The organism is Calditrichota bacterium (assembly GCA_013151735.1).
Classification (GTDB): domain Bacteria; phylum Zhuqueibacterota; class JdFR-76; order JdFR-76; family BMS3Abin05; genus BMS3Abin05.
Genome location: JAADHR010000137.1, coordinates 24,013 through 38,928, shown reverse-complemented (window position 1 = coordinate 38,928; position 14,916 = coordinate 24,013). Strand labels below are relative to the sequence as shown.

Annotated in this window: 10 protein-coding genes; 1 reads left to right on the top strand and 9 read right to left on the bottom strand. The window is 48.6% G+C overall.

Features of this window, described 5'->3' with window-relative positions:
• Positions 1 to 13 precede the first annotated feature (13 nt).
• From selD to pta, 7 genes are all read right to left on the bottom strand, one after another.
• Positions 14 to 2,233, bottom strand: coding sequence for a selenide, water dikinase SelD (gene selD, locus GXO76_09685; GenBank protein NOY78122.1), 2,220 nt, complete (start codon positions 2,231 to 2,233; stop codon positions 14 to 16).
• A gap of 34 nt (positions 2,234 to 2,267) precedes the next feature.
• The gene (locus tag GXO76_09680) at positions 2,268 to 5,144 is read right to left on the bottom strand and encodes an anaerobic glycerol-3-phosphate dehydrogenase subunit C (protein NOY78121.1); all 2,877 of its coding nucleotides are present in this window, start codon (positions 5,142 to 5,144) and stop codon (positions 2,268 to 2,270) included.
• 16 nt (positions 5,145 to 5,160) lie between these two features.
• Positions 5,161 to 6,231 (bottom strand): tRNA epoxyqueuosine(34) reductase QueG, encoded by a 1,071-nt coding sequence (gene queG / locus GXO76_09675; GenBank protein ID NOY78120.1) that lies wholly within the window; start codon positions 6,229 to 6,231, stop codon positions 5,161 to 5,163.
• 621 nt (positions 6,232 to 6,852) lie between these two features.
• Entirely contained in the window at positions 6,853 to 8,145 is a 1,293-nt protein-coding gene (locus GXO76_09670) for an acetyl-CoA hydrolase/transferase family protein (GenBank protein NOY78119.1), read from the bottom strand.
• A 15-nt stretch (positions 8,146 to 8,160) separates the two neighbouring features.
• Positions 8,161 to 9,276: an alanine dehydrogenase gene (gene ald, locus GXO76_09665; GenBank protein ID NOY78118.1), complete on the bottom strand. Its 1,116-nt coding sequence runs from the start codon at positions 9,274 to 9,276 to the stop codon at positions 8,161 to 8,163.
• A 10-nt stretch (positions 9,277 to 9,286) separates the two neighbouring features.
• Entirely contained in the window at positions 9,287 to 9,646 is a 360-nt protein-coding gene (locus GXO76_09660) for a response regulator (protein NOY78117.1), read from the bottom strand.
• Between the two features lie 69 nt (positions 9,647 to 9,715).
• Entirely contained in the window at positions 9,716 to 11,983 is a 2,268-nt protein-coding gene (gene pta, locus GXO76_09655; protein NOY78116.1) for a phosphate acetyltransferase, read from the bottom strand.
• Positions 11,984 to 12,464: 481 nt separating this feature from the next.
• Between pta and GXO76_09650 the strand changes: the two genes are divergently transcribed.
• Positions 12,465 to 12,695, top strand: coding sequence for a hypothetical protein (locus GXO76_09650; GenBank protein NOY78115.1), 231 nt, complete (start codon positions 12,465 to 12,467; stop codon positions 12,693 to 12,695).
• A gap of 42 nt (positions 12,696 to 12,737) precedes the next feature.
• Here GXO76_09650 and GXO76_09645 read toward each other — a convergent pair whose 3' ends face one another.
• Both GXO76_09645 and GXO76_09640 read right to left on the bottom strand, forming a co-directional pair.
• A complete protein-coding gene (locus GXO76_09645; GenBank protein ID NOY78114.1) occupies positions 12,738 to 13,004 on the bottom strand; it encodes a cupin domain-containing protein in 267 nt (88 codons plus the stop codon).
• Between the two features lie 64 nt (positions 13,005 to 13,068).
• Positions 13,069 to 14,895 (bottom strand): glycoside hydrolase family 15 protein, encoded by a 1,827-nt coding sequence (locus GXO76_09640; GenBank protein ID NOY78113.1) that lies wholly within the window; start codon positions 14,893 to 14,895, stop codon positions 13,069 to 13,071.
• Positions 14,896 to 14,916 lie beyond the last annotated feature (21 nt).

Here is a 14,916-nt window from a genome sequence, read left to right as displayed (position 1 = left end):
CTTCGAATCGGGGTCAATGCCTCACACGAATCTGTCCCGTACCGGCCTCCAAAATATTTCCGATGTAAGCCGTCTCCAAAACCCCCTTTTCCTTCAATTTATTGATCAGAGATTGTTTTTTCTCGGGAGAAATGGAAATTATTAACCCGCCGGAGGTCTGGGCATCGCAAAGAAGCCGTTTAATGACGGTGGGAATCCGGTCATCCCATTCGACCACTTCTTTTACGTAATCCAGATTGGAAAGGGTTCCTCCGGGAACCACACCAGCATTTGCCAGGGCGTAGGCTTCGTCAATAATGGGGACGCGTTCCGCAAAGATTTCCGCATCTACCCGACTGCCGGCCGTCAATTCCTTTAAATGTCCCAGCAGTCCAAAGCCGGTCACATCCGTGCAAGCATGTGCGCCCACCTCGATCATTGCTTCGGCGGCGGCGCGGTTCAGTTCAGACATAATCAAAATGGCTTTTTCCGCCGCGCTGCTATCCACCAGCCCCTTCTTAATGGCCGTGGAGATAATGCCCACACCCACGGGTTTTGTCAAAATGAGTGCGTCCCCCGGCAGGGCCCCGGCATTTGTAATCACCCTCCCCGATTCAATCACTCCCGTCACGGCCAGGCCGAATTTGGGTTCGGAATCTTCAACCGTGTGTCCCCCAAGAATGGTCATTCCGGCCTCAGCCGCCTTGTCCTGAGCCCCGCGAAGAATTTCCTCCAGAACCGACAGCGGCAGGCGTTTTTCCGGAAACCCCACAATGTTCAGGCCAAACAGGGGCCGCCCGCCCATGGCGTAAATATCGCTCAGGGAATTGGCTGCAGCAATGGCACCAAAATGATAAGGGCTATCCACAATCGGCGTAAAAAAATCCACGGTTTGCACCAGAACCGTCCCGTTCTTTAACCGGTAAACAGCCGCATCATCCGCCGTTTCCGTTCCGACAACAACATTTGGGTCGGTAATTTTGGGCAGCGATTGAAGGACTTTTTCGAGATTTTGAGGGCGCAATTTACAGGCACACCCCAGGCCGTGGGTAAAATGGGTCAATTTGATTTCTTTCATGTCCGCTGTAACGGAATTGTCCATTCCCCCGGATTTTTCTTCCGGCGGCCGCAGCCGCTTCACCGCATCGGTAATCATCTGAATGGCGCGGTCTATTTCGTCCTCCGTATTCCACTTCCCCACAGAAAAGCGAATGGTGCCCAGAGCGGCTTCAACCGGAACATGCATGGCCACTAGTACACCCGAAGGCACGGTCACATCCGTGTGGCACGCTGCTCCTGCCGATGCGGCCAGCTCTTCCAATTCCGAAAGCAGCGTATTGGAATCGATTCCGGGAAATGTGACATTTAATGTGTTGGGAAGGCGTTTTTCCGGATGACCATTGAGCCGTAAATCCGGAATCTGTTCTTTAAGTCCCTTCCAGAGGCGATCGCGCAGGCGGGTGTAGTGGGTCCTGTTCTTTTGCAGATCACGCTTCGCCATCTCAGCCGCCTTTCCCAACCCGACAATTTCCAGGACGTTTTCGGTTCCGGCACGTCTTCCCTGCTCGTGACCGGCTCCGTGAATAAGCCGTTCCAATTGCGTACCCCGGCGGATGTACAGGGCTCCAATTCCCTTTGGGGCGTAAAACTTGTGTCCCGCCACGGTCAGCAAATCCACACCCAGCTCATTAACGTTTACCGGAATTTTCCCCACCGCCTGAGAGGCGTCTGTGTGAACCAAAATCCCTTTTTCGTGCGCAAGCCGGGCGATTTCTGCAATGGGCTGAATGGTTCCCACCTCGTTGTTGGCCGTCATAATGGTGACCAAAATCGTGTCGTCGGTGAGCGCTTCCCGGAAGGCCTCCATCTTTACCATTCCGTATTCATCCACGGGTAAGTAGGTCACGCGAAATCCGTGGTGTTCCAGATAACGACAGGGATTCAGAATCGCATCGTGTTCAATTTGACTGGTAATAATGTGGGTCCCCTTTTCCCGATGGGCCTCCGCCACACCCTTCACGGCCCAATTGTTGGATTCGCTCCCCCCGCCGGTAAAAACAACCTCATCCGGCTGGCATCCCAGAAGATCCGCCAGCTGCCGCCGGGCCTCTTCCACGGCCTTTTTGGTCTGATTTCCGTACCAGTGCGAGCTGGAGGGATTTCCAAACGCCTCGCGCAGGTAAGGCATCATGGCCTCGGCCACTTCGGGATCAATCGGAGTGGTGGCGTTGTAGTCGAGATAAATGGGCTTCATCTTTTTCTTTCAACTAGTAATGTTCCCGGCACTTTTAAAGTGTCGGAGACGTTTTGTCCAATCCGTAGGCTTCCCTGAGGATGCTCATCGGGTGCAGCACCTCCTGGCCCACTCCCTGCTTAATCTGAACGTTGCAGGTCCCGCATCCGGTGGTAATCCATTCGGGTTCGGCATTTTTGATATTCTCAAAAAGCCGCTTTCCGATGTTCATGGAAAGTTCAAAATTTTGTTTTTTGAACCCAAATGTCCCGGCAATTCCACAACAGGAGTCTTCAATTTCCACGACCTCCAGTTCCGGGATCAGTTTGAGTAATTCGATCGGTTCCTGCATAATGTTTTGCGCCTTTAAATGGCAGGGATTGTGGTAAACGACCCGTTTGTGAATCGGACGGAAATCCGTATTTAAATCCCCCTCCTGATACAATTTCCACAGATATTCGTGAATGTCGTAGGTGTGCTCCGACACCAGCCGGGCGTCGGCCGTTCCCAGCATCTCGGGCCAATCTCGCTTAATAACCAGGCCCGGGCTGGCGGAACTGGCCACAATATCGTACCCCTGTTCTATGTAATATTTCATGATCCGGATGTTGTACTCGGCATCCCCTTTGACGGATTTCCGATCGCCCAGGGTAATTTTTGCCACACCACTGTCCTTAAACTTGGGAATGACAACCCGCACGTGATTTTTTTCCAGAACCTGAACCGTTGCCCGCCCTTCACCGTCCACATCATTGAAATTGGCAAAGCAGCCGGCAAAATAGACGACTTTTCTCTTGCCGTCGACGGGTTTGTATTTCCGTGCCCAGGCCTCCAGTGAGGGCCGCCGAAATTCCGGGAAAACCCGCTCGTGGTGGATGCCCACAACGGCTTCCATTACAGTTCGTGTAATCGGTATTTTCAGGACCCAATTTGAAACCGGTGATAACAGGCTGTTTACTTTTGAGTTGAGAGTAGACTGCTCCAGTACCTTATTTTGAAACGTCTGTCCCTTGTGTTCCACATAGTAGGTTCGGGCCTCAATGGCAATCCTTGGAATATCCACATTTGTGGGACATTCGGTCAGGCAGAGTTTGCAATTGTAACAGGTATCGATGACCCGTTTAAAATCGTCGTTTAAAAGATACGAGGAATCCAGCCGGCCTGAAATCACATGCCGCAACAGATTGGCCTTCGCACGTGCAGCAGCCGCTTCTTCTTTTAATTCCAGGGCCATTGGGCAATAGGATAAACAGGTACCGCAGCCGTGGCATTTTTCTATTTCATCCTGAAGCTCTTCCAGATCAAAATACGTGTTTGTTTTAACCCGCTTGTAGGTTTCCCCGTACCGAAGATTTTCATCCATACGAAACTTCAGGGGACCGGCAATTTTTCCGGGATTCATGATGTTTTGAGGATCAAAAAGGGCCTTGATTTCTTCGAAATAATCGTAAACCGGCCCCCACAAAGACTTTAAAAACGGAGACCGCACAAGGCCGTCCCCGTGCTCGCCCGAAATAGTTCCGCCAAGGGAGATTCCCAATTCCGCCACGTCTTTTGCCAGTCCGCGCAGGCGTTCCAGATCGGCCGGATCCTTCAAATCCAGAAGCGGATTGACGTGAATATTCCCGTTTCCGGCATGGCCGTAATTGATGGCAACCACGTCGTACTTGGCAAAGATTTTGTAAAGACCCCGAAGATACTCCGGTATTTTGGCGGGATCCACCGCAACATCGTCGATAAAATTCTGCGGCCGGCGGCGTCCTTTCACTTTGTTAATCAGCGACCAGGCCGAGCTCCGCACGGCCCAGAGCCTGGCTTGCTCGGCAGGATCGTAGGCCGCTTCTGCCCCAAATGCCAGTTTTGTCTCCCGGATGAGCGCTTTCTCCTGGGCTTCAATTTGCTCCCTGACGGTCTCAAGGGTGTCCCCCTCGTATTCGATCAAAAGCGCCGCTTCCAGATTTTTGGGCAGCATTTCATCAAAATGGGGATCATTTTCCCGCACAAAATCAAAGAAATAGCGGTCCATAATTTCCAGAGCGCTCGGACCGCTTTTCAGTATTTTCACCAACGCCTGGCCTGCCTTGTCCAGGCTGTCAAAATACGCCAGAAGAGCAGCCCGTTCCCGGGGTAAATCCGTTAAGCGGAGCGTCATTTCCGTCACCACGCCCAGGGTTCCTTCCGAACCGGTAAACAATTTTGACCAATCGTAGCTTCCGTGAGTCACCGTTTCTTTTAGGTTGTAGCCGCTGGCATTTTTGGAAACATTCGGTGTATGCTTATCGATAACAGTCTTGTGACTGGAAATAATCTGGTAGGCTTTTTCAAAAACCGTGGATGCAAAACTGTTTTCCGGATACGGCGATTTCACCGTTCCATTGGAGGCAGGAATCGGTTTGGTTTGAATCAACTCTCCATTCGACAGAACCACTTCGAGTTCCAGAACATGGTCTTTCGTCGTCCCGTATTTTACAGAGTGGGCTCCCCCGGAATTGTTGGCCACCATTCCGCCAAGCGTGCAAAACTTGCCGCTGGACGGATCGGGCGGAAAAAATTTCCGGTAAGGCTTCAACGCCGCAAGCAAATTCCCAAAAATGGCCCCCGGTTGAACACGAACAAAATTTTTCTCTTCATTGATCTCCAAAATCTGGTTCATATATTTTGTAAAATCAATAATAATTCCCGAGCTCAGCGCCTGTCCCGCCAGGCTGGACCCGGCTCCCCGCGGTGTGATGGGAATATTATTTTCATGTGCGTAGCGCACAATTTGAATCACATCACTTTTGTCCTTCGGTGCCACGACCCCCATGGGCTTGATCTGGTACATGCACGCGGCCGTGCTGAAGAGCACCCGCGAAATCTCATCAAATTGAACATCTCCCTGAATCAATTCCCTTAAATCAGACGCAACCTTTTTCGAATCCACCATGTTCATTTACCTCAACATTTCTCTATTTTTCTATTTGATTTTCCAGTTTTTGCAAGGCCCATTCGGCGTGTTCTTGTACAACCGGCTCGTCCCATTCCCTTAATTCTTCTAAATCCGAAACAAACGATATATTCCCTGAATTGCCCATCGCCACGGCAAGGTTGCGAAGCAACCCCCTCTTTTTGGTGCGTTTCATCGCTGATTTCCGAAAGGCCTGGCTGAAATTTTCCCGAACCGTCCGGTAAATGTCCTTTAAATCGGGGTTGAAAAATTCGGGCCGCGGCTGATAATACGAAAAATCACTCACAGGTGCACTTCGGTTCCAGGGACACACATCCTGACAAATGTCGCATCCGAAAATGTGATTGCCAATCTTTTCTCTCATCTCTTCCGGGATGCTGCCCTTCAATTCAATGGTCAAATAGGAAATACACCTTCGGGAATCCACCACCCCGTTTTCCACAATGGCCTGCGTGGGACAACTCTCGATGCAGCGGGTGCATGTTCCGCAGCGATCGGCAACCGGTTGATCGGTCAAAAGCGGCAGGTTCCACAGTATTTCACCCACAAAAAAATAGGACCCTATTTTGGGGTTGATCAAACAACTGTTTTTCCCAAACCAACCGAGTCCCGCATACTTTGCCCAAACCCTGTCCCGTGTGGGCCCGGTATCCACATACACCTTAAATTCAAGGTCGGGATAAACATCTCGAAGCGCCTCCGCACCCTTCACCAAAATGGCTTTGAGGACATCATGGTAGTCCTCGCCCCAGGCATACCGGGAAATCCACCCGCGGGATTTTTTCTTCCGGACAGACGTGGAACGCGGGTAGGCCGTGTTGTAATTCTGCCCGCAAACCAACACCGTTTTTACAGAAGGCAGTATTTTTCGCGGCTCCTTGGATTTTTCCAGATGCCGCTGCAGGTAGGCCATTTCTCCCGCAAATCCGCGATTCAACCAGGTTTCAAAGAACGCCAATTCAGGAAACTCTTTAACCGGAGCCACCCCGACCAGAGTGCACCCCAGTTTTTGGAAAAGGGATTTTATTCTGGATGTTGCCCCCGCCCAATCGGTCTCATCGGAAATCGTCATGAGTCTGCTCTAAAAAGCCTCTGCCCACTAATTTTACGAATTTTCACGAATTGATTTTAGTGAAATTAAATTGGCGTAATTTGTGTAATTCGTGGTTTTTAGAGTGAACTCTTTTATTTATCTCTGTTAAAAAAATGCCGAATAAATCAACTCAAAATCCACAAATTCACCTGCCGTAATTCGCCACAGCAGTTCAACCCAAATCCTATTTAAAGTAACCAAAATATCGGTTTGAATCAATAAAAAATTGGAATCATTCCTGATGCACTTCTGGGGGAATTCTCTGTCTTAACTCGAAGACATTCAAGGCAAACACAAAACACACCCCTAAATCCCCTCTTTTTAGAGGACACTTCCCCTGCCTTCATTTTGGGTCATTTTCACTAAACCGTCATCATTTTTATTGACAGGTTTTTTGACCAGAAAAATTCATTTGCCACGAAAGCACAAAGGGATAAAAAACATAAGGATAGATGACTATTCATTAAAACAAAAAAACGGGCAAAATAAATTGAGTTTCGAAAAGTTACTTGTTTTAATTCTAATAATCTTCGTGTTTTGGGGTCTTCGTGGCAAGAATTAATAAATAATGCCGGTAAAACGGTCAAAAATGGTAGGATTTCAGGGAATGTAGTGTTTTTCCTTTGCAAATCGAAGCAATTCTTCCCTGAATTTGGGATGGGCTATGTTAATGAGCGCCTCCGCCCGTTCACGAATGCTTTTCCCATGCAGATAGGCCACGCCATATTCGGTAACCACATAGTGCACGTCGCCGCGCGAGGTAACCACACCGGCACCTTCTTTTAGATGGGGAACAATTCGCGAAATGGTATCATTCTTTGCCGTCGAGCGCAGGGCAATAATCGGCTTTCCTCCTTTTGAGCGGGCCGCTCCACGGATGAAGTCCACCTGCCCGCCAAATCCGGAGTAAATCTGGTAGCCGATGGAATCGGAGCACACCTGACCGGTCAGATCGATTTCCAGTGCGGAGTTCACGGCCACCATTTTTTCATTCTGGGCAATCACGAAGGGGTCATTCGTGTAATTGACCGGATGAAGTTCAAAAACGGGGTTGTTGTCAACAAAATCGTACAATTTCTGGGTCCCCATAATGAACGTGGCAATGACTTTGCCCCGGTGGAGTGTCTTTTTGGCGCCGGTCACAACCCCGGCTTCGATGGCTTCCATCATGCCGTCGGAACACATCTCCGAATGGATTCCCAGATCCCGTTTATCCTTCAAAAAGAACAGCACGGCGTTGGGAATGCCGCCAATGCCCAACTGAATAGTGGAGCCGTCTTCCACCAAGTTTGCAATCGAACGGCCAATCTTCTTTTCGACTTCCGAGAATTCTCCCAATTCCAGAGTCGGTAAATCCTCCGAGACCTCCACAATTTTGGAGACGCGCGAAATATGAACAAAGGCATCTCCCAGAAGCATTTTTTCATTGACCTGGGCGATGACACATTTGGCGTTTTCTACGGCTCCCTTCGTGGCCACCGTTTCAACACCGTAGGACAGGAAGCCGTGTTCATCCGGAGGAGAGGTGTGTACAATAGCCACGTCAATGGGTAAAATTCCGGAAGAGAAGAGATCGGGAATTTCATACAAAAAAACCGGAACATAGTCCGCCCGCCCCTCATTCACTGCTTTCCGATCTGCCGGTCCGACAAACAGCGAGCGATGGCGGAAGTGTCCTTCCATCCCGGGCCCGGAAAGCGGGTCGTCCCCAAGAAGCAGGACGTGCGTGATTTCCACATTTTTCAGTTCGTCTTTTCGTTTGGCGAGGGCATGCAGCAAGATGTAGGGAGTCGCCGCATTCCCCGACATGTAAATGCGATCGCCGCTTTTTATGACCGAAACAGCTTCTTCGGGAGAAACCACTTTTTCGCGATACTGGTAAATCCAACTCATAAATAAATGCCGTTCCTATAAAATAGACCCAAGAGATTTGAACGGAAGATGAAACGCTTCCGAAAGATTTTTATTCACCAGGAACCCCTTGTACGTGTAAACACCCCTGAAGAGGGCACGATTTTTCTGAAGAGCCTGCTCAAGTCCCATCTCAACAACCTGCAATAAATAGGACAAAAAGGCATTGGACAGGGCGTACGTTGCCGTACGGGAAACCATGGCAGGCATATTGGGTACCGGAAAGTGCAACACATTTTCCTCAAGATACGGAGGATCGTAAATGGTTATGGGACGAGAGGTTTCAACGCATCCGCCCTGATCAATTGAGATATCAATAATAATGGACTTGGGACGCATGGATCGAACCATTTCCCGTTTTACGAGGACAGGTGCCCGCTGCCCTGGAACCAAAACGGCCCCGATCAGCACATCGGCAAACTTAACGGCCTTTTCAATGTTATAATGGTTCGACACACTCGTAATGACACGCCGCTGAAAAAGCTCCCCGATACGCCGCAGACGATTGATATCCCGATCCAGCATGATGACCTGGGCCCCCAGCCCAAGGGCGGTCCGGGCCGCACAGGTGCCGGCCACACCGGCTCCGAGAATAACAACCATCGCAGGCGGAACCCCGGCAACTCCCCCCAGCAACACCCCCCTTCCTTCATAATTGGATTGTAAATACTGGGAAGCCGACAGGATGCTCATCTGACCTGCAATCTCACTCATGGGAATTAAAATGGGCAGGGTCCCGTCGTCCTCCTGAATAATTTCGTAGCCGATGGCTGCAATGTGTTTATTGAGCAATAATTTGATGGCTTCCGGGCGGGCAATGGCCAGATTAAACGCCGAAAAAACAATCTGCCCTTCTTTCATTTTCTGATATTCTTCCAGGGTGGGCGGCGCCACCTTCAGCAAAATATCCGAGCGACCAAAGATTTCATCGCTGGAATAAACAATTTGGGCCCCCTCTTTGATGTAGTCCTCATCCTGAAATCGGCTCTTGGTGCCGGCCTTTGATTCCACAAAAACGGCATGCCCTCTCAAAACAAGGGCCTTTACTGTGGCCGGAATCAGAGCCACCCGGCCCTCTTTTTGAAAATCCTCCTTCAGAACGCCAACGTTCATGAGAGATGTCCTATTCCTTGTCTTCCAGTAGATTCTTAATGGTTTCTTTTAATTCGCTCAAATCGGACGACTTAATCAAATATGCATCGGCTAACCACGAGCTGAAATCATCTTTGTAGTTGGCATAAGCTGTGTTGATGATGACCTTCAGATTTCGATTCTTCAATAACATCTCTTCCAGAGCTTCCAGGCCATTCATTCCCGTCAAACGGATGTCCAGAACCACCAGGTCAATCGGCCCGGATTCCAGCACCTCAATGGCCTTTTCGCCCGATTCGACGGTCACAACCTCATAGCCTTCCTGCTCCAATTCCTGTTGGTACAGCAACCGAAGGCTATCTTCATCCTCCACAACGAGGATTTTTTTCATAAACATCACCTCCAATTAAATTCTGGAAGCCGGCAAAACCGGCTTCCATTTTTTTCATTTGGATTTGATCTATTTACACCGCATCGACGGAAGTTCCTGTGCGTCCACAACGGCAATGGCTGTCATGTTGACAATATCGTGCACTTCGTCACCGCGCTGGAGCACATGCACAGGACGCCGCATGCCCATTAAAATAGGACCGATAGCATCGGCATTTCCAATTCTCTGCATCAGTTTGTAACCAATATTTCCGGATTGAAGATCCGGAAAAATGAGAATATTGGCCGGTTTCTTCAAATCGCTGAAGGGATAGGTTCCCTCGATAATTTCATGGACAACCGCCGTGTCCGCCTGCATTTCGCCATCAACCATGAGGTTCGGTTTCCGGGATTTAATGATTTGAACCGCTCTGGCCACCTTTTCCGAATTCGGGTGCCGGGTGCTTCCAAAGTTTGAAAACGACAGCATGGCCACTCGCGGTTCCACATCAAAGCGCTTGGCGATTTCTGAACAGCAAATGGCGATTTCTGCCAATTCTTCATCGGTCGGTTCAATGTTGACCGTGGTGTCTGCAAAAAAGTAAACGCCGCTTTCACCGATAATAATGTACAGGCCGGATACCCGCGACACGTCATCCCGCATGCCAATGACCTGCAAAGCCGGACGAATTGTGTCGGGATAGTGCATGGTTAGCCCGGAGATCAACCCGTCCACATCGCCGAAATGGACCATCATCGACCCAAAATAGTTCTTATTGCGCATTAATTCATGGGCTTCGACCAGTGTAACCCCCTTGCGTTGGCGCAGGCGATACAGTTCCTGAACATACGCCTCCAGTTTCGGGTAATGCCAGGGGTCCACAATTTCCACACCCCGAAGCTCCAGATGCAGCAGTTTGGCCTTTTCCCGAATCACCTTTTCCCGACCCAGAAGAACAGGCCTCGCGATATTTTCATCCACTACAATCTGTGCCGCCCGCAGGATTTTCTCCTCTTCCCCTTCGGGATAAACAATCCGTTTGGGATTCAAGCGGGCCTTATTCAGGATGATTCTCATAATTTCACGGGAACGGCCCAGAAGGGCTTCCAGACGCTCCTTGTATTTTTCAAGGTCAATTTGGATCCGTGCAGCCCCCGTGTCCATTGCTGCTTTTGCCACAGCCGGCGCCTCCCACAAAAGCACCCGCGGATCGAGCGGCTTTGGAATAATGTACTCCGGGCCAAATGTAATCGGCTGTCCGCCGTAGGCCTTGATAACGGAGTCCGGGACATCCTCCTTTGCCAGATCAGCCAACGCATGGGCAGCCGCCACTTTCATCTCTTCGTTAATGTGCTTTGCGCGAACATCCAGAGCCCCCCTAAAAATAAAGGGGAATCCCAGCACATTGTTCACCTGGTTCGGATAGTCGGATCGACCGGTGGCCATAATGACATCCGGCCGGGCTTCCCTTGCATCTTCATACGTGATCTCCGGATCGGGATTGGCCATCGCAAAAATAATGGGATGATCGGCCATTGATTTAACCATGTCTTTCGACACCACATTGGCCACTGAGACTCCAATAAAAACATCCGCTCCCTCCAATGCCTCAGCCAGTGTCCGCTTGTCTGTTTCGACCGCAAATTGCTCCTTGTAAGGATTCATTCCCTCTTTTCGGCCTTTATAAATGACGCCCTTGGAATCACACATAATAATATTTTCTTTTTTGGCCCCCAATTGGATGTAAAATTTGGCACAAGCCACCCCGGCCGCACCTGCACCATTTACAACAATTTTGATTTTTTTGATATTCTTACCCGTAAGCTCCAGAGCATTTAGTAAGGCCGCCCCGGAAATAATGGCGGTTCCATGCTGATCATCATGAAAAACTGGAATACTTAATTCCTTTTTAAGGGTTTCCTCAATATAAAAACATTCGGGAGCCTTAATATCTTCCAGATTAATTCCTCCAAAAGTAGGTTCGATCAGTTTGCAGACCTTGATAATGTCATCAGGATCATGCGAGTCAATTTCAATATCAAATACATCGACATCGGCAAAACGCTTAAACAGAACCCCTTTTCCCTCCATGACCGGTTTACCCGCCTCCGGCCCAATGTCTCCCAACCCCAAAACGGCTGTTCCATTCGAAACAACGGCGACTAAATTTCCCTTGGCCGTATATTCAAAAACAAGTTCTTTATTTTTCGCAATTTCGCGGCACGGTACAGCAACACCCGGGGTGTATGCCATTGACAAATCCCGTTGAGTGGCGCAAGGTTTCGTGTTTTTGACCTCAATTTTTCCCTTGCGACCCTTACTATGATACTCAAGGGCATCTTCTTTGCGGATTAACATGTCATGCCTCCATCATTAATATTTTTATTCTGGAAATATTTCTGTGAATTGAAGGAAATAGAGAAACACCTGCAAGAGAGACAAGAAATTCCCAAAGGAGGAATCCTTCTATTTGAGGAAAAAGCTACCATTGAGCTTTCAATGATTTATGTTTGGATTTGATCTTCCACCAACCCTCATGCAATTAAGGCGGAATCCTTTGTCTATTGTAGATTTAAAGAAAAATCCATTTAGAAATTAATTAGAAACTTTCAAAAAATCAAGTTAAATCTCCCCGGCGTCATAATTTTTTCAAAAGTATTTGATTTTTTTGGGATTGAATAAGTGAACCAAAAGGAAACTTTTTTGAAATTTCGCTCTGGAAAATGTCGGGTTTTTTTACTATATTTACCCGGTTATGGCGTAAATACAGCTGAAAAGCAGGGTTTCCCGCAAAACCCTTTTCAATCGTTTAATTCAATTACATTTGAGCAGCCTTATTATGAAAACAGTTCGAAAAAGAAAACCGATTTATTACGAATTTATTGAAGATCTCAAGATCAATCTAAAAAAACTGGAAAACAAATACCACCTAAGTTCCGCGGAAATGCTTCAAAAAAAACAATCCGGAACACTTCACCCGGGCGGAAAATATCTTTTGAATGAAATTCATAAATGGACAGTTTATTACCGCGCCTATCTTAAATTAAAGGAAAACGATCCGGAGATTTAGCTCCACCCGCCAAAGACACCTTCCACAAAAAATCTTGTAAGCCTATCGAAACGTGTAATGTTTTTTCACCGGCTCCTCAATCTGCCATTCGCAGGACAGCCCCCTGGGAAATGTAACCAAATCACCGGGCCCAAATTCAACGGTTTCTTCATCCGTTTTAACCTTAATTTTTCCTTCCAAAACATAACATACTTCGGTCATATCGTAATGCCAGGGAAAACTGCCCACACCGTGTTCCCAGACGGGCCAATTTTTGATGCCCAATTCCCTGATCCTTTTTTCATCGGGTTTTTCAATTTGAATCTTCATTTGGCACTCTCCTTCATTTTATATGAAAAAACCACGAATACAAATTCGGCGAATTCTGACGCTATTATTCCAAAAAATTAAGAATATAGGCCCCTGCGCCGTATCCGGCCATGGGAACGGCGCCTTTGTAGTCAGCCGTTTTTTCTTCGAATAATTCGGCAATCAGATCAAAATTCTTTGCCGCCTGATCCTCGATCCAAGCCACAATTTGCTGAGAATCTTTTGTTTGTCCCACAGCCCGAAGCGCCTTTGCCATCCGGAAATCCACAAACACCCATTCCTGACGATCATACCAGTCCGGGCTGAGCAAGCGGCAGAAACCAAACGACCGGTTTTTGATGTGCAGATTTTTGCGGTATACGGCAAGTGTTTTCCGGGAAAGCGGGGAGTCCGGGGGGAAAACAGCCCAATTGAAAGCCTCAATGGCAGAAGCATCCAATGTCCCGGGAAACGATCCTTCCAACCGACCCTTGAGAATGTGACGGGTGGAATCCAAAAAGACTCTTGAAAAATGCTGCGTTAAATCAGCCGACACGTTGGCATAAAACTGGTGATGTGGTTCATCATTCAAAAGTCCGGCCAAATGGCTCACCGCTCTAAATCCGTTGATGGCCGATGCCGTCGTGTAGGCAAAATGAGCCCCGGGCAGGTGCCGTTCCCAGGGACCGGATTCTGCCCGAATGACCCCCAGAGAATCCCTCGACCTTAAAAGCGGTTCGGCCACTTTTTCCAGGATTTCCTTCCAATTCTCCCGTAAAAAAGCCACGTCTTTTGAACGGGAAACGTATTCATCCATTGCCCAGAGAAAAAGGCCAAACCCGTCCAGCTCGATGTTGGGGCCGTTTTCATTAAAATCACTTTCTTCTTTCCCCGATCCAAAATAACGGCAAACGGAAATTTGGTACGGCATCCCGACACCGTAATCCTTTCCCTTCCAGATAAAATGCTCATAAAAGCCGCTTTTGGCCCGGAGCATGAATTGGAGTCCCATTCGGGCTTCCTTGAAATGTCCCGATCGAGCGAGCGCCACAATGGAATAGGCACCGTCTCGCACCCAGGCGATGTTCCACATGCCCGGCGGAAGGCTGGCCAGAATTTGCCCCTTTGCTAACCCTTCTTCCCGGCACTGCGCCATTTTAAGTACGACCAGGGATTGCAAAAAAAGGTGTCGCTGGCTTTGTGTGAGATTTTTTGGGATTCTGGACTGCTTTTGCCAGGTCTTCCACCACATCATTTCCGAATGCAAAACATCCTGCGGTGTTTTTTTTCGTGCCCATCTTAAAAAGTCGGAAGAACGTTTTTGAACAGAAAAAATGAACATCTTTTGAAAAAGCCGTTGTCTGGTCCATTCCGAAGATTCCGATATGTGAATAGTCGGAAGACGTGCGGGTACGCAGGTAATCTGCAGATCCTTTTGAGAATTCTTTTCCGGGGAAACAACTTGAACGATGACGACAAAAGAGGCCCCGCGTCTGCTCATGGGGGAAAAAACGGTCAATTCAATGGGCCAGCTCTTCCACACATAATTTGCACGAATTATTCCCGTACCTGTTAAATATCGGGCTTCCTTAAATTTGCAGTCGGATAACAAAACCTTCTGTCCGTTGATGGAAATCTGAAATGAGAGATTTTTTATGAGGTTCTTAACCGGGTGGGTTTCATCAATGGCTCTGTAAATGTGCGGCCAGAACCCATCAATGGACTGGCTTCTGACATTAACGGTGGCCGCCACCCAGCCATTTGAAACCGGCAGGCGAAAAAATGAGCGATGGGCCTGAACGTTTTTGCCGCCAGGCAGCATTCCGGAAGCCTGTCCAATCGAAACAAGAAGCAAAACCAGAACAAAAACCCACTTCGTGCAAATTACCCGGGCATTCACTGTAAATTCCAATCGCTTTACCCTCCTTTTTGG

Excerpts from the sequence above, each read along its gene's own strand:
- selD (NOY78122.1), bottom strand. The coding sequence starts at position 2,233 with ATGAAGCCCATTTATCTCGACTACAACGCCACCACTCCGATTGATCCC.
- GXO76_09680 (NOY78121.1), bottom strand. The coding sequence starts at position 5,144 with ATGAACATGGTGGATTCGAAAAAGGTTGCGTCTGATTTAAGGGAATTG.
- queG (NOY78120.1), bottom strand. The coding sequence starts at position 6,231 with ATGACGATTTCCGATGAGACCGATTGGGCGGGGGCAACATCCAGAATA.
- GXO76_09670 (NOY78119.1), bottom strand. The coding sequence starts at position 8,145 with ATGAGTTGGATTTACCAGTATCGCGAAAAAGTGGTTTCTCCCGAAGAA.
- ald (NOY78118.1), bottom strand. The coding sequence starts at position 9,276 with ATGAACGTTGGCGTTCTGAAGGAGGATTTTCAAAAAGAGGGCCGGGTG.
- GXO76_09660 (NOY78117.1), bottom strand. The coding sequence starts at position 9,646 with ATGAAAAAAATCCTCGTTGTGGAGGATGAAGATAGCCTTCGGTTGCTG.
- pta (NOY78116.1), bottom strand. The coding sequence starts at position 11,983 with ATGTTAATCCGCAAAGAAGATGCCCTTGAGTATCATAGTAAGGGTCGC.
- GXO76_09650 (NOY78115.1), top strand. The coding sequence starts at position 12,465 with ATGAAAACAGTTCGAAAAAGAAAACCGATTTATTACGAATTTATTGAA.
- GXO76_09645 (NOY78114.1), bottom strand. The coding sequence starts at position 13,004 with ATGAAGATTCAAATTGAAAAACCCGATGAAAAAAGGATCAGGGAATTG.